Origin of the sequence: Coralliovum pocilloporae, assembly GCF_030845175.1 — a bacterium.
GTDB classification, from domain to species: Bacteria; Pseudomonadota; Alphaproteobacteria; order Rhizobiales; family Cohaesibacteraceae; genus Coralliovum; species Coralliovum pocilloporae.
Genome location: NZ_CP132542.1, coordinates 3,120,054 through 3,140,553 on the forward strand (window position 1 = coordinate 3,120,054; position 20,500 = coordinate 3,140,553).

The following is a 20,500-nucleotide window of genomic DNA, read 5'->3' on the forward strand; positions in this document are numbered from 1 at the left end:
TCTATGGCAGGACATCGAGCTTTGAATATTCTGCCAGATGCCATGCATTTGGGTGCCCTGGGAGCAAGCAAGCTCTTGGGGTTCTGGCATCCGGAATTATCAGAATTGCGCTATTTCTGAACAGGCCGTTTGGCAGCGCTTTTGTGTATGACGCTCAAACAAGCGATACGCAGATCTCTGAGTGGCACGACAATACTCAAGGTGGCTTTGCAGATTCATCCGGGAAGTTCTTGAAGGCCAGGCTTTGGGCGGCAGCTTGTAATGGTCTTGTCTTTGAGACGCTTGCCCGATTCTTTTCCGCCGTTCGTGAGCCGGATATCGAGCCGTTCGGATTATGACAGGGATATCATATGGCTGACCTCAATTTAAATGTGTCGTACTCAGTTTCCGGTGGAGTGCCTGGAGCTGATGCGAAACAGGATGGATCTGGAGGCGCTCATGACTCTGTAGGAACTGAACCGGTCGCACATAATCAGGTTGATGAGACCTCAAGCCTCCTCGGATGTGTGATCATTCTATGTATCATTTTCAAGGAGATTGATGATCCGGCCGCCGCTGAAACACTGGGGCAGCGTTTTCTGGATTTACCTGTCAAATCAGCATTCAAGCAGTTTACCAAAGCGCTCGGTGTCAAAGGAACGCTCGGGACGCGAGAACTGCGTTCGATTCAGGATGCGGATTGCCCCTTGGCCTTCAGGATGAAGGGTGGTGAATGGGCTATGCTGGCGCGGGTAAACCCGAATGAGGCCTTGTTGCAGCGCGTGCACAGCGATCAGGCTGAAGTCATACCCGTTGAGGAGTTGAACTCCTTTTGGTCTGGTCAGGTTGTGACAATCAAGGGTCGGCAAAGAGAGATCGGTGATAGTCGACCGTTTGATGTGACCTGGTTCATTCCTGAGTTTCTGCGCTACCGCAAATTTGCATTGGAAATCCTTCTGGCTTCCGCCTTTATCCAGTGTCTTGCCCTCGTGGTGCCGCTTTTTTTCCAGGTCATAATGGACAAGGTACTGGTCAATACCGCGCTGAACACCCTGGATGTACTGGTAACTGTTCTGATCGTTGTTGCTGTCCTTGAATTTTTCCTGACCGGTTTGCGTCAGTATATCACGACCCAAACAGCCACCAGGATAGACGCCCGACTGGGTGGAAAGTTATTCGAACGCCTCACTGAACTTCCGATTTCCTATTTCAAAGCCCGCAGTGTAGGCGTGACCGTCATGCGGGTGAATGAACTGGGGTCAATCCGTGAATTCCTTACCGGTGCTGCAAATACGCTCATAATTGACGTCGCATTCACCGGCATTTTCTTTCTGGTTATGTATTACTATTCGCCTTTTCTGACGCTCATCGTTGCAGCGTCATTGCCGTGTTATTTTTTGACCTCGTTTCTGATCACCAGACCTCTCCAGGCAAAGATTGAGCAGCTCTATCAGGATGCGGCAATCAACAATGCGTTTCTGACGGAGGTTTTGACCGGGGTGGAAACGGTCAAGGCGATGGCTCTTGAACCTCAAATGGTGCAGCGCTGGGAACGTCAGACGCGGAAATTTGTCGAGGCCAATTTTGATGTTCAGCGCCTTATGCAGATCTCGGCCCAATTAACGGCATTCATCCAGAAAGCAACAATGGTCGCCGTTCTCTGGTTTGGTGCCCGGATGGTCATCGGGCTGGAGCTGTCCATTGGCCAGCTTATTGCCTTCAATATGATGGCAAACCATGTGAGCCAACCGGTTATGCGTCTAGCGGAGCTTTGGCGCAATTACGTTCAGGCTCGGGTGTCCATTGACCGCCTTGGTGATGTGCTCAACACACCGACCGAAATCAACACGAACCAGCAAGAGCTTCCCGAGCAACTTTGCGGGCATGTCCGATTTGAGAATATCCATTTCAGATATGCCCCGGATCAGGAGAAGATATTCGAGGACTTCAGTCTGGATATTCCCGCCGGTTCCATGGTCGCCTTTATTGGGGCATCAGGCTCGGGAAAGAGCACGCTGACCAAGCTTATCCAGAAGCTCTACGTGGTCGAAAGCGGTCAGGTCACGATTGATGGTCTGGATATAAGGAGCCTGAACCCGGATGCGCTGCGGCAGCGGATGAGCATCGTTCTCCAGGAGAACTATCTGTTCAATCGATCCGTCCGGGACAATATCGCCCTGATGCAGCCTGACGCACCACTCTCTGATGTGATCAAGGCTGCGGAAAAAGCCGGAGCGCATGATTTCATTCTGGAACTTGAGGACGGATACGACACCATCCTTGCGGAAGGAGGCATGTCTCTTTCGGGAGGACAAAGGCAACGTATTGCGATAGCGCGGTCTCTGGTCAGTAGTCCCTCGATTTTGATTTTCGATGAAGCCACCAGCGCGCTGGACGACCATTCTCAGGAAATCATCAAAGCGAACATGACCCAGATCCGGGAAGGCCGGACCGTGATTATCGTCGCGCACCGGCTGTCCACGGTACGGGACTGCGATCAGATTTTCGTACTGGATAAAGGCGGTCTCGCGGAAGCCGGAACGCATGATGAACTTATGCGCAAACATGGGGCTTACGCGCACTTGTGGCGATTGCAGGCCGCTGAACTCAACAGGCATGTCTGAGACGTTTGGCAGCATCAGAGGACAGATATCCGCTGACGGCCAGATCATCCATTCTGACAAAGGAAAGGTGTACCAATGATACGTGGAATAACCGCTCACTTCCGAGTGGCTTCTTCATCCATGAAGCACCTCCAGGCGGAAAAAAGCAGTCTGAAGCGCAAGGATGAGCAACTGGATTTTCTCCCCGGTTATCAGGAAATCATTGAACGGCCTCCGTCGCGTGCCGGACGGTTATTTGCCTGTGCCATTATGGCTCTGTGCGCCTTTGTTGTTCTTTGGGCATTCCTGGGTCGAATTGATGTGATTGCATCGGCACCGGGTAAGCTCATCGTCAGTGAGCATTCCAAGAAGATTCAGGCATCAGAACAGGGAGAGATTACCCATATCGCTGTAAGGGACGGACAACGGGTCAGTGAAGGCGATGTTCTGATAGCGCTTAATCCGGTGTCAGCCCAGGCAGACAAGTTACGTCTGCGAGAGCAGATAGTCTCAGTTGATCTCGAAATTGCCCGTCTCCGGGCCTTGCTGTCAGAAAATCCGATAGCCGATTTTGTCAGTCCCGCAGGTGTATCCCCAGAGAAAAGCAAAGAGGCGAAGGCTCACCTCGAACAGGAATATCGGCAGGCTCAAACCCGGCTGCAGACATTGGAGTCCCGGCTGCAGGAAAACCTGGTCCGGCAGGAGGCTACCTCTTCGATGATTGAGGGGACGCAAAAGCTCTATGACAATGTATCCATTCGCTATGAAGCACGTCAAAAGCTTCATGAACAGGGGCATTTTGCCAAGATGAGCCTCTATGAAATGGAAAAGGAAGTCCTTGAGCAGAAACGCGAGTTGAGCGATCAGAAGGCAAGACTTCAGGTGCTTGAGGCTGCGGCCGACATTCTGCGAATTGAGCAAATTCAGATACGGGCTGATTGGCGCAGTGATCTGTTGCGTCGTCTTGAGACGTCCAGGCGACGGTCTGTGGATCTGAAACAGGAGCTGGTGAAGGCGCAGGAAGTGTCACGCTTGCGAACAATCGTTTCCCCGGTCGCGGGGGTCGTTCAGGACAGCAGAATGCATACCCTCGGAGGGGTGGTGAGCCATGGTCAGGAACTCATGACGATTGTTCCGGACGATGCGCATCTGATTGTTGATGTCAAAGTTCTGAACAAGGATGTTGGATTTATTCGACCCGGGCAGCCGGTGGAAATCAAGATAGACAGTTTTCCCTATACGGAGTTCGGAACGATTAAAGGTGCGGTTGCGCAACTGTCGCGTGACGCAAGTCCAGACGAGCAGCTTGGTCTTGTGTACTCAGCCAAGGTCACGATGGAAAAAACAGAGGTTGCCGTGAACGGCCGGTATATCCCGTTGGCTCCGGGCATGAATGCAACTACGGAAATCAAGATCGGCAAAAGACGGATTATCAGCTATGTGCTGAGCCCGCTGAAGGCTTATCAGTCTGAAGCCCTGCGTGAACGTTGAGGTTGAGTGATATGCGAGGTGGATCGACGAACACGACAGTTGAGGGGTTGAGAGAAACGTCCTGGACGGCCGACGGTGTGCAGACAGTCGATCCGGAAGGTGACAGCGGTCTCTTGTGCCTGATTGCCGCTGCACGACAGCTCAAGCGGGTTGCTGATCTCAAGCAGGTCTGGCATGTCTTCGGGCGTAAAGATGTCTTCTATGATGAGATGGATATTTTACGCTGTGCCGGTCAGCTCAACCTGCAGGCCAAGTCTGTGAAGGTAGAGACAAAAGATCTGCTCGGCACCCCTGCACCTGCAATTGTTGCCCGGAGAGGTAGGGGCCAGTTCTGCCTTGTAACAAGGATTGGCGAAGACGGCATGACCGTACACAATCCCATTGAAGGCCGGACGAGGAACGTTGCCTTTGAGGATTTTCTGACCGTGTTCACCGGCGACATCATTCTGATCGGGAAGAACCGACCTGAGAAGCGAAGTGACAAACCATTTGGATTGTCCTGGTTCGTTCCCACAGTCATGAAGCATGTGATTGGCTTTCGTCGCGTAATCATTGCCTCTCTGGTTCTGCAGTGCATGGCTCTGGCATGGCCAAAACTGTTTGAGGTGATCATCGACAAGGTGCTCGTCAATCGGGGTTTGCAAAGCCTTGATGTTCTTGCTGTTGCGCTGGTCGCGATTGTTTTTTTCGAGCCGTTGATGACCTTCTTTCGTTCGCTGGTCTTTGCCCATATTGCCAGCTGCGTGAACTCAGAATTGTCAGCGCGTCTTTTTCGACATCTCGTCTATCTGCCGCTTGGATATTTCGGGTCACGGTTATCCGGTGAAGTTATTGCCCGCGTGCGTGAGATGGATAACATCCGAAATTTTCTGACCGGCTCTGCCCTGATGATGGTAATCGACCTGGTCTTTGTCGGTGTGTTTCTGGCTGTCATGTATGTTTATTCGCCGCGACTGACACTGATTGTCGTTATTTCCCTTTTGGTTTTTCTCATGATCTGGATAGCCGTTGCTCCGTTCCTGAGAAAACGGGTTGAGGCTGAATATGAAAGGAATGCGGAAAACACAGCCTTTCTGACAGAGGCTGTCACAGGCATGGAAACGGTCAAGTCGCTGGGTGCTGGCAGGCAGTTTCGTGAGCATTGGGAAGAGAAGCTCTCCGCCCATCTGAAGGCGTCGTTTAGAACAAGCACATTCGGTATCTGGGCTGGCGGCACGATTGGCTTGGTTCAAAAGATCTTCAATGGTCTTATTCTATGGTTTGGCGTCCATCTCGTAATCGATGGTAAGCTGACTTTGGGGCAGTTGGTGGCTTTCAACATGCTGTCAAATCACGTCACAATGCCGATCCTGCGTCTGGCTCAGATCTGGCAAGACTTTCAGCATACCGGCGTCTCAATCAAGCGTCTGGGCGATATTCTCGATGAGAAGCCTGAAGCGGAGACAAGCGCCGGGCGGTCGTCTTTGGGGCGCGTGCGCGGGGAGATTGAGCTGCGCAAGGTGACGTTCCGGTACAAGGATGATGGGCGAGAGGTCCTGCGGCATCTTGATTTGCATATTCCGGCTGGTCAGAAAATCGGGATTACAGGCCTGAGTGGATCAGGCAAGAGCACGATTACCAAGCTGGTGCAGCGGCTCTATGTCCCGCAAAGCGGGCAGGTCCTTGTTGACGGAGTGGATTTGGTCATGGCGGATCCGGCCATGTTGCGGCAATCCATGGGTGTCATTCTGCAGGAGAACTTTCTGTTCAACGGCTCGATCAAGGACAATATCCTCATAGGGAAGCCATCTGCGGGGGAGGGCGATGTGATGCGCGCTGCCGCTCTTGCCGGAGCGCATCAGTTCATCAGTGAACTGCCCTATGGGTATGATACCCAGGTTGGAGAGCGGGGTGGTAATTTGTCTGGTGGCCAGCGGCAGCGTGTGGCGATCGCCAGAGCATTGATATCTGATCCAGCCATTCTCATTTTTGATGAGGCGACCAGCGCGCTGGACTATGAAAGTGAAGCGGAAGTTCTCAGACAATTGCCCGATGTTCTGGAAGGCAGGACGGCCCTCATAATCGCTCACAGATTGAACAGCATGACCCAGTGCGATCGCGTTATTGTAATGGAGCATGGCGGGCTTATCGAAGACGGGAGCCATGAAGAGCTGCTTGAGAAGGGCGGCCGCTATGCGGAACTCTGGAATCTGCAGCACAGAGCTTAGGGTCCAGCCCCTAGGATGACTGGGCTGACAACCTGATCTCGCCGTCCAATTTCAGTCCCGGATATGCTCCATTTCCATATCAAACTGATCTTTGCCTCATTGACCTTTTGCGGGGCGGGCCTTATGGCTCGCCCTTCGCATATGAAAATCTGCAAGGAAAACCATCATGAGACCCGGTGGACGGCTCGCGGCAGCGATTGAAGTTCTGGATGATATCGAAAAGCGGAAACGCCCCGCCGGTGAAGCCCTCAAGGACTGGGGCCTGTCCCATCGTTTTGCAGGGTCCGGTGATCGTGCTGCGATCGGTAACCTTGTCTATGATGCGCTCCGCAAAAAAGCATCCCTTGCCTGGCAGATGAAGGCTGAAACCCCGCGCGCGCTTGCTATCGGTGTGATGACCCTGGAATGGGGCCAGACCGGCGAAGCACTGAACGCTCTGCTGGATGGGGACCGTTTCGCGCCGGAACTCTTGTCCGAGGCAGAACTCAGCCAGGTCTCGAATGCCTCTCTGGAGGATGCACCCGACTGGGTAAAGGCAGATATTCCGGAATGGCTTGAGGAAAGCCTGCGTGGAAACTTCGACGAGGACCTCGTGGCTGAAGGGCAGGCTCTTGCCGCGCGACCTCCTGTGGACCTGCGTGTCAATACGCTGAAAGCTGATCGTCAGAAAGTGCTGAAAGCTCTTAGTCGTTTTTCACCGAAGGCTACACCGATCTCGCCGGATGGTATTCGTCTGAGTGCCAACCCCCGCGATGGACGCACACCCAATGTGCAGGCTGATGGAGCCTTCCAGAAAGGCTGGTTCGAAATGCAGGATGAAGCCAGCCAGCTTGCCGCTCAGCTGGTCTATGCGCGCCCGGGCGAACAGGTGCTGGATTATTGTGCCGGTGCCGGTGGTAAGAGCCTGGCCATTGCAGCCGCGATGGAGAACAAGGGGCAGCTTTATGCCTATGATGCAGACCGTGGTCGGCTGTCGGCTATCTGGGAGCGCCTGAAGCGATCTGGTGCCCGGAATATCCAGGTGCGAGAACCTGAGGCTGGTTGCCTCGATTCCCTGCTTGGGCGCATGGATAGAGTGATCGTTGATGCTCCATGCTCGGGAACAGGAACCTGGCGCAGACGGCCGGATACCAAGTGGAAACTGACTCAGAGCGCACTGGATGGTCGTCTTGAAGAGCAGCAACAGGCGCTGGCTGAGGCCCGTGAGTTTGTCAGGCCCGGTGGTTATCTGGTCTATATTACCTGTTCAATTCTGCCGGAAGAAAACGAAGACCAGATCTATCGCTTTATCGAGAATAATCCGGATTTCGAGCTTTTGTCTGTTGGTGAGGTCTGGCAGGACCTCTATGGGTTCGACAAGCCTCAGCCATGGTCTTCCGACATGATGACCATTACCATGACACCGGCTTCCACAGGGACAGATGGTTTCTTCTTCTCTGTACTGGAGCGCCGGGACAACTGATCGCTTTCGGCTCGATAAAGCCTTGTCGCGCTTCCTGTGAGGTATAAAAACTTTTCCAATGAAATGATTGTCAATTGCCGGGCTGGACTATCTAGTTTAGTGATGATGAAAATTCGCTGGTGAGAAGCCTGCGAATCTAGTAAATTAACAGGAAGATGGTTATTCAACTGGGACTGGGGCAATGGCCAGGAGAATAAAGTCAGAAGCGCCGGGCGAGGTGCTCGATCTGTTCGGGTCATCGTCTGGCAAAGAGGCGGAAGTAGAACGACTGGAGAATGTGCTCTCCTTTCGGATCATCTCCGCAGCACGCGCAATTTCGAAAACCGTATCAGATACCCTGGCTGAGGATTACGACCTCGGTCTGGCTGAATGGCAGGTTCTGTCGGTGATCAATCACGACAGCGCCTTGTCGGTTCGCGAGATTGTTCCGCGCACGACGCTGGACGCAGTTGCGGTCAGCCGGGCTGCGAGAAGGCTGACAGACCGCAAGCTTCTCAAGCGTTATGATAATCCTGCCGATCGTCGTCTGATCTCTCTGAAGGCGACCAAGAAGGGGCGGGAGATGTTCGATATGGTCACCCGCAGCATAGCCGCACGGGAGCGCGCCTATCTGAAGTCGCTGTCTTCGCAGGATCGTATCCGGCTTCTCAATCTGCTGACAGGTATTGAGCAAGAACTGGACTGACTTTTCAGCGAGATACGTTTATCGATTGCAGCAATACTGCGATGAGCATCTCATAAGCAGTTGACCAGGCCGTGTTGACAGCCGGAGACTGGGCCGTCTCGGGCAGGGCGTGCAGCATGGTGTGAAGCACCTTCGCTCCATTTAGCAGATCCATTTGCCCGATGCTATGGGCTCTGGCACCGGCCAGCATGTTGCCGGTCAGGCTGTTGAACTGATCCAGACTGGCAAACCCGTCTGCCAACTGGTCAAGAAGTGTGGAGAAATCCATGCAGGACGCAGAGACATCACCAACGGTCAGGCAGAGAGAGGGAAGGGAACTTTCCAGAGTTTCCCTGAACAGGGCGTCATAACGTGCCATATCTTCCCGAAACAGATCGGCAGTCCAGAGAATGAGGGCATAGTCCTCCGATTTGAGGACAGGTTCTGGCAGTGCAGCGAGTTCGGGGGCAGTGAGGGGTGCTGACGTAGTCTCAGATGGATCCTCTGGTAGGGGCTCCGAGGAGGCTTCCGGTAGAGGCTCTTCTGGCTGGATTTCTTGGCTTTCGGTCTCTTCAAAAAGAACTTCCGGACCACTGGAAGAAGTCTCGGGGGCGTAAAGTTCTTCCAATATCTGCGGTTCAGGATCGTGCGTATCGTGTTCGCCTTCCGGAATCGCTGCCGGACCCAGATCAAGCCTGGACAGGCGATCTGTATGCTCGGTCAGGCTCGACAGGGTTTCAGATATTTCTTTGGTGGCCTGGGCTGTCTGGCGGGCCAGTTCCTTGACTTCCCGGGCAACCACCGCAAATCCGCGGCCTCGTTCGCCTGCATGCTCAGCTTCGATTGTCGCATTCAACGCCAGCAGATTGGTATGCTTTGCAATCGTCTGAATCTGATCGGCCACATGGCCAACTTTGGCGATTTCCGCGCGCAATGCCGCAAGCTCATGTTCTGATTCAGACAATGCCTGATCAGCATGCTTCTGCTCAGCGTCAATTGCGGGTATTTGCGGCATCGTAAACCGAGGTTACTCTATCGACTCAAATCTCTGAAAACTCTACCCAAACGTGGTGAACGAAGTATGAACCAGCGTTACCTTTCGGTGTTTTGAGGCTTGCAGTTCTGCGATGTCTGTAGATTGTTACAGTCGCCTTATTTTAACCGAACTTGGTTGTTTCGTTCCCACGAGGGGCTGAGTAAATCTAGATGGAGGATCCTGTGCGTCAGACAGGAAAAGCACTGATTATCGGGCTGGCCGCAACATTCATGGTGCCTCCAGCGGCAACCATTGTCCTGACTGCTGCCTCGACAGAAGCAGAAGCAGCGCGTTTTGTCTGCGAGAACTATCGTGGCCATCGCATTCCCGGACGCTTCACCCGTCGCGAAGCGGAACTGGTTGAACTCGGTGGTGGTCATTGCAGCCGCCGCAATGGAGGATATCGTCCTGTCGACCCGGGTGTCGGGTACAATCAGGGTGATATCAGTGCGGCAACCAACGGCGGCGTATCGGCAAAGGTCGTTCACAAGTCAATCCGCCAGGCCCGGGAACAGTTCCATTTCGGTCGCCGTGTCAGGTTTCTTCACGTTACGGATTTCAAGCTGTCGGGAATCAAAAACGCCAAGTACACGCTGGTCTTCAAGAAGCGACACAAGCACATTCGCGTTCGGGTCAAGGTCAATTTCTGGACAGAAAAGATCAAATCGCTCGGCTTGATCTGATTTTTTGCCCTTGGAGGGCCTTTGGCCCTTCAAAAAGTGCTGCCTATCCGCTAAACGGTCGTCTTTGGTGGAAAGAGGCACAATGACCGATACAATCCTTATCATTGATTTTGGCTCTCAGGTGACGCAGCTGATCGCGCGCCGTGTGCGTGAAACCGGCGTCTATTCTGAGGTCGTACCGTTCCAGTCTGCGGAAGCGGCTATCGAACGGATGAAGCCGAAGGGTATCATCTTCTCAGGTGGTCCTGCATCGACGGGTGATATCGATTCACCGCGTGCACCGGACAATGCGTTTTCCTGCGGAGTGCCGATCCTCGGCATCTGTTATGGCCAGATGACCCTCTGTGTTCAGATGGGTGGGCAGGCTGAAAGCTCCGATCATCGTGAATTCGGCCGGGCCTATGTCAATGTCAAAGGCAAGAGCCCGCTGTTCGACGGGGTCTGGGATGATGTGGACAGTGCTCACCAGGTCTGGATGAGCCACGGTGACCGTGTCATCAATCTGCCGGAAGGTTTCGAGGTCATCGGAACATCCGAGAATGCTCCATTCGCAGCGTTTGCGAATGAAGAGCGGCAGTATTACGGCCTGATGTTCCACCCGGAAGTGGTGCATACGCCGGATGGCGGCAAGCTGCTGGCGAATTTCGTGCACAAGGTTTGTGATATTCCCGGCGACTGGTCCATGGCTGCTTTCCGCGGGCAGGCGGTTCAGGCCATCCGTGATCAGGTTGGCGACGGCAAAGTCATCTGCGGCCTGTCCGGCGGTGTCGATTCGTCCGTTGCCGCAGTTCTGCTCCATGAAGCGATTGGCGATCAGCTCACCTGTATCTTCGTTGACCACGGTCTGATGCGGATGAATGAGGCCGATCAGGTGGTTTCCCTGTTCCGTGAGCACTACAACATTCCGCTGGTCCATGTGGACGCGAGTGAAATGTTCATCTCCGCCCTGGAGGGAGAGACAGATCCGGAGACGAAACGCAAAACCATCGGCAAGCTGTTCATTGATGTGTTTGAGGACGAGGCCAAGCGTATTGGTGGTGCCGAGTTCCTCGCCCAAGGGACGCTCTACCCGGATGTGATCGAATCCGTTTCCTTTACCGGCGGACCGTCGGTGACCATCAAGTCTCACCACAATGTGGGCGGCCTGCCTGAGCGGATGAACATGAAGCTGGTGGAGCCACTGCGCGAACTGTTCAAGGATGAGGTCCGTGATCTGGGGCGTGAACTGGGTCTGCCGGACAGCTTTGTCGGCCGTCATCCGTTCCCTGGACCGGGTCTTGCTATCCGCTGCCCGGGCGGCATAACACGCGACAAGCTGAATATTCTGCGTCAGGCGGATGCGATTTATCTGGATGAAATTCGCAAAGCCGGTCTTTACGATGCCATATGGCAGGCATTTGCTGTTCTTCTGCCGGTTCAGACCGTCGGTGTGATGGGCGATGGCCGAACCTATGAATATGTCTGCGCGCTCCGCGCCGTTACATCAGTGGATGGCATGACAGCGGATTTCTATCACTACGATATGGAATTTCTGGGTCGCGCTGCAACGCGCATCATCAACGAGGTCAAGGGCGTCAATCGTGTGGTCTATGATGTGACCTCGAAACCTCCCGGAACCATCGAATGGGAATAAGACGTCCAATTCACCTGGGCGCGTAAAACAGAGCTGTGGCATGGCGCGGGTCGGAAGCGACCCTTTCTCAGGCCGTGCCGCAGGTTTCTCTCAGCCGTTTTCCCGTATGCGGGTTTCAAACAGTTCCGTAAGATGGCGTTTTACATCGTCCTTGAACGGGGCACAGCCGTCCAGAATGGTCTTCGCCTTGAGGAAGTCCAGAACCCGGTAGTCATCTATAGGGGGCTTGAACACCAGATTGGCTGTCTCGGTTACAGCCTTTGCCGAGGAAATGGCCTGCATCAGAATCTGGGTTGACCCGAATGCGGACTCCATCGGAGTGGGCATCACCGCAGGATCGCCTACGGGCTCCCCGGCAACATCAACACCAACAATGATATCGGCGGACCCTGTCAGATGGTCCGTGGGCAGAGGATTGGTGAGGCCGCCATCAACTAAGTAGCGATTGTTGACGAGAACCGGTTTGAACAGCATGGGAATGGCAATGGATGCTGATATGGCCTGCCTCAAATTGCCGGCTGTCAGCACCACTTCGCTTGCCCCATAGAAGTCGGTCGCGATAATGGCGAGCGGAATGTCCAGGTCGCTGAAGTCCCGTTTGATGGCTTTTGGCAGGAAGTGTTCGACGATCTTTTCCGCGTCAATATGGCCAAGTGTCAGGCCATTTGACCACAGCTCACGGATGGAGCCGGGGCGCAGTTTCCAGAAACGGGCAGCCAGTTCTTTCTGATTGGAGAAGAGAGACAGCACTTCCTCTCGAATGGCTGCACCTGAAAGGCCGGACGCATAGCCCGCTCCGATAATGGAGCCGATAGACGTGCCGGACAGAGCTGTCGGTTTGATCCCCAGCTCATCCAAAGCTTCAAGCACCACAATATGTGCCAGCCCTCGTGCACCGCCGCCGCCAAGAGCAAGAGCCAGTGTTTCCGTCATTCAAGCCGCCTTTATCTGAAGTGCCCGGGACAGAATGCCGAGGACAGATGCCTAAGACAGATGTATGTGGCTTTATGCTTGTCTTCAATAACAAAACCCGCCGCAGGGGAGGACTGCAGCGGGTTCTATAACGTCACAAAATGACCTCTGAAGGTCAGGCTGTCTGAAGACCTGTCGGTCTTAGATGAAGGCAGACAGAAGGCCGAGAATGATGATCGCGGCGAACTGAACTTTGGCGGACTGCTCAAGAAGCGTCATGATTACTCTCCGTTGTAAGTGTGTGCGTTTGACTTGAGAGTGATATACGCCTGATCAGGCCAGAGGAAAAATGCTGAAATCGCGTTCCTGATATGCAGTTTGTGCATGCCCGCACATGGCCCGCGCATGGCCTGCGAATAGTCAGAGATAGGAAAATGCATGCAACGTGGCGGAAAATCGTCATGAAACAGGCCAGAGTGCCGCTTGTGGCATCATCCTTTTAACGGAATCGGAGTATGCAAAAGCCCAAAGCAAGACCTGCCCGGGAGAGTCACTGTCATGAAACATTATGATCTTGTCGTCATCGGAAGCGGCCCGGCTGGTCGCCGTGCAGCCATCCAGGCAGCAAAGCTCGGGCGGGATGTCCTTGTTATTGAAAAGGGAACGCGGGTCGGTGGCGTCTCGGTTCACACCGGCACGATCCCCTCAAAAACCCTGCGCGAAACGGTTCTGAACCTGTCAGGCTGGCGTGAACGCGGCTTTTATGGCCGGTCGTACAGGGTCAAGACTGATATTACGGCATCCGATCTGTTGAAACGGCTTCACATCACGCTCAATCATGAGGTTGAGGTGCTGGAGCATCAGTTTGCCCGCAACCGGGTTCAGACCAAGCGGGGAATGGCGCGGTTCCTGGACAAGAACCGGATCGAAGTCACCTCTGAAGAAGGTGAGCAGGAAGTCATTTCCGGCGAAAAGGTGATCATCACGGTTGGTACCAAGCCGTTCCGTCCTGACTATATCCCCTTTGACAACGACCGGATTATCGACAGCGATGAAGTGCTGGAGTTGAAAGAGCTTCCCCGCAGCATTGCTGTCATCGGTGCGGGGGTTATCGGCATTGAATATGCCACGATCTTCAGCGCGCTGGATGTGGCGGTTACCGTTGTTGAACCGCGGGATACGGTTCTCGATTTCATCGACCGGGAACTGGTTGCAGAATTCCTTCATGATCTGAGAGACCGTGGCGTGGTTCTGCGACTTGGTTGCGCTGCCGAGAAGGTGGAGCGCCTGGACTCTGGCGGGTGTCAGATTACGCTCGCAGGCGGGCGGTCCGTGAAAACGGATGTGGTTCTGTTTGCAGCCGGTCGTATGGGAGCAACCGACAGCCTTAATCTTGATGCCTGCGGGCTTGAAAGCGATCATCGCGGCCGCCTGACCGTGGACGCCGAAACGTTCCAGACCTCTGTGCCGAACATCTATGCTGCGGGTGACGTTATCGGGTTTCCGAGCCTTGCCTCAACCTCAATGGAGCAGGGCCGTATTGCCGCCTGTCACGCGTTCGAAATGGAAGCGCCGGAGCCGCCTGAATATTTCCCCTACGGGATTTATGCTGTCCCGGAAATTTCCACCTGTGGCATGTCCGAAGAAGAGGTCAAGGAACGGGGGATTGCCTATGAGTGTGGCGTAGCCCGGTTCCGTGAGACCTCGCGCGGGCATATCATGGGTATCAATTCCGGTATGCTGAAGATGATTGTCTCCCTGAAGACCCGGCGTCTGCTGGGCGTGCACATTGTGGGCGAGGGGGCGACCGAGCTGATTCATATTGGACAGGCCGTTCTCAATCTGCGTGGCACGGTGGATTATTTTGTTGAAAACACGTTCAACTACCCCACATTGGCGGAAGCGTACAAAATAGCCGCGCTGGATGCCTGGAACCGGATGCCCGCGACCTGATCCGCTACGGCCAAGGTGACGAGGACAGAGCGTGGATTCCATTACTCAGGCCACATTGGGGGCCGCTGTCGGCTATGCGATTGGCGGTCCGGTTCTGGGACGCAAGGCAGCTCTGTGGGGCATCGGGCTTGGCACACTTCCGGATCTGGATGTGCTCATCCGGTTTGAAGACCCGGTTGCCAACTTCACCTATCATCGCAGTTTTACCCATTCTGTCCTTGTGCTCGCGGCCATTACTCCGGTGTTGGCAGCCGGTATCAGACGGTTTCACAAGCTGTCAAAGGATGCCAGTCTGACCATCACCCTGATGGTTCTGCTGACGCTTGTGACCCACCCGCTGCTTGATGCCTTTACCTCCTATGGTACCCAGCTCCTGTGGCCCTTGACAGATTATCCGTTCTACCTGGCCTCCATCTCCATTATTGACCCGATCTATACACTGCCGATGCTCGGCGCGGTTATCATGGCCTTGATCCGGCCGCGATCTCCGCGCAGTCGGGCGGCTGTTCTCGGTGCGATCGCTTTGAGTACGGCCTATCTGGGATGGACGCAGGTGCTTCAGGCCCGCATGACCACTTATGCAGAACAGCAGCTGGCTCAAAATGACATCCGGCCTGATCGTCTGTTTGTGACCCCAACCCTGTTCAACTCACTGCTCTGGTATGTGGTCGCTGTGGAGGGGGACACGATCCACTACGGGTTCTCATCGTTGCTGGATAGGCAGGATAAACCGCTAAACCTGATTGCGACGCCGCGCAATGAGGCCCTCTTGGAGGATCTGCAGGGCAGCTGGACCGTTGACCGCCTGAAATGGTTCTCCCATGGCTTTTATCAGGCGGAAGTCGAGGACAAGCAGGTGGTGATGAGCGACTTGCGCATGGGGCTTGCCCCGCATTTCTCCTTTCGGTTTGCAGTGGCCCCCGAAGATACCAAAGACGGGCCTCTGCCAATCAGTCAACGCGTGCGCAAGCCGAGACCTGAAGGGGCTGTCGGATGGATTTTTGACCGGATGACCGCAAAGATCTCCTGTGCCAGCTGGAAAAATTGCTGACAGACCTTCGAGACTGATCCACAAGCGACATTCCGGTCGCGACAAAGCAAGACAATACAAAAAGCTCTGTACAATAGTGCCTAGGCTAACAGGGTAGAGAACTGCCCGGCCTGGAGGACTGCACAATTATGAGCGCGTTTGACAATCCGTTTTCTGTCTCCAACCGCAAGATTGATCCCACCCGCCGTCAGCATCTGAAGCCGGATGGGACGCCTGACAACAATGACCGGGTAGAAATCGGCCCGACGTCTCTGGCTTTTCAGGAATGGACCGATCTGGGATTGACGGCTCCGGATATGCCGAGTTTGCGGGAATACCGCCTGAGCCGCATCCGGGCAGAGCTGAAGAAGCGGGATTATGCGGGAATCCTGATGTGGGATCCGCTCAACATTCGTTATGCGACTGATTCCACCAATATGCAGCTCTGGATCACGCATAACTCGGCCCGCGCCTGTTTCATCGCCACAGAGGGCCCTGTGGTTCTGTTTGACTTCCACAGCTGCAACCACCTGTCGGAACATCTGCCTCTGGTCGATGAAATCCGTACGGTAACGTCGTTCTTCTATTTCGAATCGGCCCAGCGTACGCCGGAAATGGCCAAGAGTTTTGCCGCCGAGATTGACGAGCTGGTGCGCAAATATGGCGGCGGCAATCGCCGTCTCGCGGTCGACAAGATGGAAATTGCAGGCGTCTGGGCTTTCCAGGAGATCGGTCTGGAACTGATGAATGGTCAGGAAGTCACCGAGTTCGCCCGCCTGGTAAAGAACGACAATGAAGTCAACGCGATGCGTTGCGCAATCGCTGCCTGTGAAATCTCCATGCAGGAAATGCGAGACGCCTTCTATCATGGCATTACCGAAGATGAGCTGTGGTCGCACCTCCATGCGGGTAACATCAAACGTGGAGGCGAGTGGATTGAAACGCGCATCCTGTCATCAGGTCCGCGTACAAACCCCTGGTTCCAGGAATGCGGCCCGCGTCACATCTCGGAAGGTGACCTGCTGTCGTTTGATACGGACCTGATCGGCCCTTACGGGTATTGTTCTGATCTGTCGCGCTCCTGGATTTGCGGCGATGGCAAACCCACAGATGAGCAGAAGCGGCTCTATCAGTATGCCCATGAGCATATTATGACCAACACAGAGCGCCTGAAGCCGGGCATGAGCTTTGAGGAACTGACCTTTGGCGGTCATAATCTGGCGGAGGAGTTCGTCCCGCTCCGTTATGGCGTCAAATATCACGGCGTCGGCCTGTGCGATGAATATCCATCCATCCGCTATCCGCAGGACTATGAGCATTGCGGTTATGAAGGCGTAACCGTGCCGGGCATGGTTTTGTGTGTTGAGGCCTATATCGGCGTTGTTGGCGGTACTGACGGCATCAAGCTGGAAGATCAGGTTCTGATTACGGACACAGGCTATGATCGCCTGTCAAACTTCCCGTTTGAAGATGACTTCCTGAAATAGAGACCAGTCTCTGTACAAGGTGCAAGCCCGGGTGAACCGTCATCCGGGCTTTTTGTATTGTTTCAGCAGCACCCCATGAAAGGGCCTCAATCAGGAGATATCGGCGAATACATGGCTGGCGGATTGGTCGGTCATTTGTAGATATTTCTTGAGGTTCTTATGCGTATTTTATCAAGTAAAACATTTTCTTATGTGAAAGTTTTCAACCAGGTGGCAGGGGCATGTGTCATCTGCCTCGTCGCGCTTCTTGCTGTTGTGATGCTGTTTGAGCGGTTCCGCCATTACACCCGCTCTGTCTACGCACAGAACGTCTTGAATACGAGTGAAGTCGCGGAAATATCGCAGAACCTGAAACTCGGATACCCTGAAGCGGTCTCAGGTCAGAATGTGTTGATGATCCCGCTTTATTCCGAGCAGACATATACGCAGGGCTTCCGCGACAAGCATGCTCTTGGCAATGCCGTAAACTATCTCTTCTTTGACGGACGCTCCAAGACCTCGAACTGGCTTTTCGAGACATCAGATGATCTCATCGTCGATGTGAACAGGGTCCCGTCCGGTACCAATTCAGCCCAGCCAACCAGGGTGATCGTTTATGCTCTTGCCAGACGCGACACCAACGGCAATGGCAGACTGGACCCGGAAGACGCGCTGACAATCGGTATCTCCAGGCCAGACGGCAAAGGTTACAAGACGCTGCTTGAATCTGTATCCGACTATTCCGGTCTGCAGATGCTCAATCCCATGGAGGTTTCTCTGGTCTTTGCGTCAGACGGCAAGAACAGGATTGTCACCGTCTCTCTTGATGACTTCACGACCATCGATGAGCAGGTCATTCCGGATACCCGCTAGCTAAAACCTGTCATCAAAGTCTGGATTGACTGTTCATCCGGGCTTGGGAGCCGTGCCTGCTTCATAGTGCGGAAGGTTGTCGTCAAGAGCGTAGTAGTCGCCCTTGTCTGCAACAAAGATGTGTTTGGCCAGTCTCAGGTCCGTCGTCTGATCCAGACAGCCTGCTGAGATGCCGATGCCGTCCTCATCATTCTCCTGATAGAACAGATTGGACCCGCAGAAGCGGCAGAAACCACGCCTTGCCCAACTGGAAGACTGATACCAGGTCAGGCCTTCCTCACAGGTAAAGGTAACCTTGTTCATTGGTGCGTGGGTTGAAGCCCATACATGCCCGCTCAGTCGGCGGCATTGGCTGCAATGACAGGCTGTAACGGTTTCCCGAATGCTGTCTTCTTCTACCTCAAAACTTACCTGACCACATTCGCACCGACCTGTCAGCATCACTTGCTCCCCGTTTTGGAAAGGCATAGAGGAGCATGAATTGTGCAAGAGGCCAAGGTGGTTTTATCGTGTAATTCTCGGGCGTCCGGAGGCGGTGGCGATTAGAGTGCATTCCACCAGGATTTCCTTGCCGTCAATGTTCACACGCTTGACATTCTTGTCCAGCTTGACGGTGACATCCTGCGCGCCCGCTTCGACAGCCTTGTCGTAAGCTTCCGCTTTCAGGGTTGCTTCCGCCGTTTCAATGGCCAGATCCAGATTGGCAAAATCTCTGGGTGTATCGCCATGGTGGAGCCTGAAACGGCCTTCCATCGGTTCGGAAATCATGGTGTCGAGCCGTACCTGAACCCGACCAACCACAGCACCAAGAGCATTGGCTACGCCGGCATGTTCCGGCACGATTGCTGAGGTGCTCAGGCGCTCGGCCACCTGATTGTAGTAAAGCCCGGCAGATGCTCCGAGACCGATAACGGGCTGGGTCATGCTGAGGGTCAGATTAACGAGGCCGGATCGGCGGGCCAGTGCGGCGCGTGCCAGGTCATGGCGCGCCAGGTCGGGGATTTCATAACCATCCTCCCGGAAAGCCACATCAAGCAGTGTGTCGGCAGTCTCTGAAATCAGCGTATCAACAATCCAGCTGGCCATATGCTCGGGGTCTTTGCTGATACCGTCCCCATAGGCATTGCGCTTGCGCCCGAACAGGCTGGCACCCAGGCGGGCGATTTCAACATCCCAGGCCTCATACAGACCCAGAATGTGCGCTGCATCTGTCGGGGTAAGGCCGGACATAAGCACCAGACCGCGTGACACCAGGCGATTGAGCACGCTCATATCCCGGCGGTTTTCGATCAGTTTATCGAGGGCGATCGGTGTATCGCCGATTTTTTCGAGAAGAGCATCATCTGTAGCGCGACCAGTCGTCTGGTTCTCATCCTTGTGCACCCGAAATACGAACTGGCCGTCATAATCTCCGGGGCGTTCGGCACGCAATTGCCGCTCCAGTGTGTCCCGGACAAGGTCCGGATGGTTGCTGGCCAGAAGGGTAAGCGGCACCACCCGACGCGGACCGAGTGCGATAGAAGGTGTCAGGCCTTCACGCACAACATGCACCTGGCTGTCACCACCCAGACCAACAGTATGCATGGCGACCGCTTCCACCATGGTCTGCCAGCCACCCACGCGGGCACCGTTCTCGTCAAGCCTGGGCAGGCCGTCGCTCAGGACAGCGACATCGGTGGTCGTCCCGCCAATATCAGAGACCAGTGCATCCTTCTCCCCGGTCAGGTAGGAGGCGCCTACCAGACTGGCTGCCGGGCCGGATAAAATAGTCTCGATAGGCTTGAGAGCGGCTACGTCAGCTGAAATCAGAGCACCATCCCCCTGAACAACCATAAGCGGTGCATCAATGCCGCGTTCTTTCAGCAGGTTTTCTGCGCTTGAAATCAACCGGTGGATCATGCTGATCAACCGCGCATTAAGCAGAGAGGTCAGGGCCCGTTTCGGGCCGTTGAGCTTGCTTGACAGTTCATGGCTGCAGGTGACAGGCAGGCCTGTTTCTGCATGGATCAGATCGCGCACTGCAAGCTCGTGGGCCGGATTTCTGACGCCGAATTTCCCGGCAATGGCAAAGGCGGACACCTTCTGTGCAAGGGCGGGCAGGGCGTCCCGTAATGTCTGCAGGTCAAGATCTTCGACCGCATTGCCCAGAGCATCGTGACCGCCAGACAGAACCAGCAGAGGGTCGTCTCCGAGGGCTTCGCCGAGCCCGGCTTTCTGGGCATCAGCTTCCTTGAAACCAATGAAGATCAGACAGGCAGCTCCCCCTTGCCCTTCCACAAGTGCATTAGTGGCCAGTGTTGTTGACAGGGAAACGAGAGAGATATTCGTGGGATCAAGCGCGCTTTGCTGCAGAGCTCCGTCAATCGCACCACTGATGCCAATGGACAGGTCATGACGTGTGGTCAGAGACTTGGCAGTCGATTGAATACCGGCATCTTCATCAAACAGAACAGCATCCGTGTAGGTTCCACCCGTATCGATCCCCAGCAGCAGCGCCATAATTGTCTC

General features: G+C 54.5%; 15 protein-coding genes. 11 read left to right on the forward strand and 4 right to left on the reverse strand.

The window, feature by feature from the left end:
- The first annotated feature begins 350 nt into the window (after window positions 1–350).
- The 5 genes from RA157_RS14185 to RA157_RS14205 all read left to right on the forward strand — a co-directional run bounded on the left by RA157_RS14185 (window position 351) and on the right by RA157_RS14205 (window position 8,427).
- Window positions 351–2,603 (forward strand): peptidase domain-containing ABC transporter, encoded by a 2,253-nt coding sequence (locus tag RA157_RS14185; protein ID WP_350333785.1) that lies wholly within the window; start codon window positions 351–353, stop codon window positions 2,601–2,603.
- Window positions 2,604–2,723: 120 nt separating this feature from the next.
- Window positions 2,724–4,073, forward strand: a complete 1,350-nt coding sequence (locus tag RA157_RS14190) for an HlyD family type I secretion periplasmic adaptor subunit (RefSeq protein ID WP_350333786.1) — start codon at window positions 2,724–2,726, stop codon at window positions 4,071–4,073.
- 11 nt (window positions 4,074–4,084) lie between these two features.
- On the forward strand, window positions 4,085–6,280 hold the full coding sequence (locus RA157_RS14195) for a type I secretion system permease/ATPase (RefSeq protein WP_350336207.1): 2,196 nt from the start codon (window positions 4,085–4,087) through the stop codon (window positions 6,278–6,280).
- 166 nt (window positions 6,281–6,446) lie between these two features.
- The gene (locus tag RA157_RS14200; RefSeq protein ID WP_350333787.1) at window positions 6,447–7,742 is read left to right on the forward strand and encodes an RsmB/NOP family class I SAM-dependent RNA methyltransferase; all 1,296 of its coding nucleotides are present in this window, start codon (window positions 6,447–6,449) and stop codon (window positions 7,740–7,742) included.
- Between the two features lie 181 nt (window positions 7,743–7,923).
- Window positions 7,924–8,427, forward strand: coding sequence for a MarR family winged helix-turn-helix transcriptional regulator (locus RA157_RS14205; protein WP_350333788.1), 504 nt, complete (start codon window positions 7,924–7,926; stop codon window positions 8,425–8,427).
- Between the two features lie 4 nt (window positions 8,428–8,431).
- Here the strand turns inward: RA157_RS14205 and RA157_RS14210 are convergent, their stop codons facing one another.
- A complete protein-coding gene (locus RA157_RS14210; protein ID WP_434058446.1) occupies window positions 8,432–9,421 on the reverse strand; it encodes a methyl-accepting chemotaxis protein in 990 nt (329 codons plus the stop codon).
- A gap of 203 nt (window positions 9,422–9,624) precedes the next feature.
- On the opposite strand from RA157_RS14210, the gene RA157_RS14215 reads away from it, so the two are divergent.
- Both RA157_RS14215 and guaA read left to right on the forward strand, forming a co-directional pair.
- The gene (locus RA157_RS14215; RefSeq protein ID WP_350333789.1) at window positions 9,625–10,125 is read left to right on the forward strand and encodes a hypothetical protein; all 501 of its coding nucleotides are present in this window, start codon (window positions 9,625–9,627) and stop codon (window positions 10,123–10,125) included.
- An 82-nt stretch (window positions 10,126–10,207) separates the two neighbouring features.
- Window positions 10,208–11,758, forward strand: coding sequence for a glutamine-hydrolyzing GMP synthase (guaA, locus tag RA157_RS14220; RefSeq protein ID WP_350333790.1), 1,551 nt, complete (start codon window positions 10,208–10,210; stop codon window positions 11,756–11,758).
- A 90-nt stretch (window positions 11,759–11,848) separates the two neighbouring features.
- Here the strand turns inward: guaA and RA157_RS14225 are convergent, their stop codons facing one another.
- The gene (locus RA157_RS14225; protein ID WP_350333791.1) at window positions 11,849–12,691 is read right to left on the reverse strand and encodes a patatin-like phospholipase family protein; all 843 of its coding nucleotides are present in this window, start codon (window positions 12,689–12,691) and stop codon (window positions 11,849–11,851) included.
- Window positions 12,692–13,228: 537 nt separating this feature from the next.
- Between RA157_RS14225 and sthA the strand changes: the two genes are divergently transcribed.
- The 4 genes from sthA to RA157_RS14245 all read left to right on the forward strand — a co-directional run bounded on the left by sthA (window position 13,229) and on the right by RA157_RS14245 (window position 17,992).
- Complete coding sequence (gene sthA, locus RA157_RS14230) at window positions 13,229–14,623, forward strand: Si-specific NAD(P)(+) transhydrogenase (protein ID WP_350333792.1); 1,395 nt, start codon at window positions 13,229–13,231, stop codon at window positions 14,621–14,623.
- Window positions 14,624–14,654: 31 nt separating this feature from the next.
- Window positions 14,655–15,674 carry a metal-dependent hydrolase gene (locus tag RA157_RS14235; protein WP_350333793.1) on the forward strand — a complete coding sequence of 340 codons (1,020 nt, stop codon included), beginning with the start codon at window positions 14,655–14,657 and terminating at the stop codon, window positions 15,672–15,674.
- 128 nt (window positions 15,675–15,802) lie between these two features.
- Entirely contained in the window at window positions 15,803–17,140 is a 1,338-nt protein-coding gene (locus tag RA157_RS14240) for a M24 family metallopeptidase (protein ID WP_350333794.1), read from the forward strand.
- Window positions 17,141–17,299: 159 nt separating this feature from the next.
- The gene (locus RA157_RS14245; protein WP_350333795.1) at window positions 17,300–17,992 is read left to right on the forward strand and encodes a PDDEXK family nuclease; all 693 of its coding nucleotides are present in this window, start codon (window positions 17,300–17,302) and stop codon (window positions 17,990–17,992) included.
- A gap of 33 nt (window positions 17,993–18,025) precedes the next feature.
- On the opposite strand, the gene RA157_RS14250 is transcribed toward RA157_RS14245, so the two are convergent.
- Together RA157_RS14250 and RA157_RS14255 are read right to left on the reverse strand one after the other, a co-directional pair.
- On the reverse strand, window positions 18,026–18,433 hold the full coding sequence (locus tag RA157_RS14250; protein ID WP_350333796.1) for a GFA family protein: 408 nt from the start codon (window positions 18,431–18,433) through the stop codon (window positions 18,026–18,028).
- A gap of 63 nt (window positions 18,434–18,496) precedes the next feature.
- A complete protein-coding gene (locus RA157_RS14255) occupies window positions 18,497–20,491 on the reverse strand; it encodes a hydantoinase/oxoprolinase N-terminal domain-containing protein (protein ID WP_350333797.1) in 1,995 nt (664 codons plus the stop codon).
- Window positions 20,492–20,500 lie beyond the last annotated feature (9 nt).

Excerpts from the sequence above, each read along its gene's own strand:
- guaA (WP_350333790.1), top strand. The coding sequence starts at position 10,208 with ATGACCGATACAATCCTTATCATTGATTTTGGCTCTCAGGTGACGCAG.
- RA157_RS14205 (WP_350333788.1), top strand. The coding sequence starts at position 7,924 with ATGGCCAGGAGAATAAAGTCAGAAGCGCCGGGCGAGGTGCTCGATCTG.
- RA157_RS14190 (WP_350333786.1), top strand. The coding sequence starts at position 2,724 with ATGAAGCACCTCCAGGCGGAAAAAAGCAGTCTGAAGCGCAAGGATGAG.
- RA157_RS14250 (WP_350333796.1), bottom strand. The coding sequence starts at position 18,433 with ATGCTGACAGGTCGGTGCGAATGTGGTCAGGTAAGTTTTGAGGTAGAA.
- RA157_RS14245 (WP_350333795.1), top strand. The coding sequence starts at position 17,300 with ATGCGTATTTTATCAAGTAAAACATTTTCTTATGTGAAAGTTTTCAAC.
- RA157_RS14240 (WP_350333794.1), top strand. The coding sequence starts at position 15,803 with ATGAGCGCGTTTGACAATCCGTTTTCTGTCTCCAACCGCAAGATTGAT.
- RA157_RS14185 (WP_350333785.1), top strand. The coding sequence starts at position 351 with ATGGCTGACCTCAATTTAAATGTGTCGTACTCAGTTTCCGGTGGAGTG.
- RA157_RS14195 (WP_350336207.1), top strand. The coding sequence starts at position 4,085 with ATGCGAGGTGGATCGACGAACACGACAGTTGAGGGGTTGAGAGAAACG.
- sthA (WP_350333792.1), top strand. The coding sequence starts at position 13,229 with ATGAAACATTATGATCTTGTCGTCATCGGAAGCGGCCCGGCTGGTCGC.
- RA157_RS14200 (WP_350333787.1), top strand. The coding sequence starts at position 6,447 with ATGAGACCCGGTGGACGGCTCGCGGCAGCGATTGAAGTTCTGGATGAT.
- RA157_RS14255 (WP_350333797.1), bottom strand. The coding sequence starts at position 20,491 with ATGGCGCTGCTGCTGGGGATCGATACGGGTGGAACCTACACGGATGCT.
- RA157_RS14210 (WP_434058446.1), bottom strand. The coding sequence starts at position 9,421 with ATGCCGCAAATACCCGCAATTGACGCTGAGCAGAAGCATGCTGATCAG.
- RA157_RS14225 (WP_350333791.1), bottom strand. The coding sequence starts at position 12,691 with ATGACGGAAACACTGGCTCTTGCTCTTGGCGGCGGCGGTGCACGAGGG.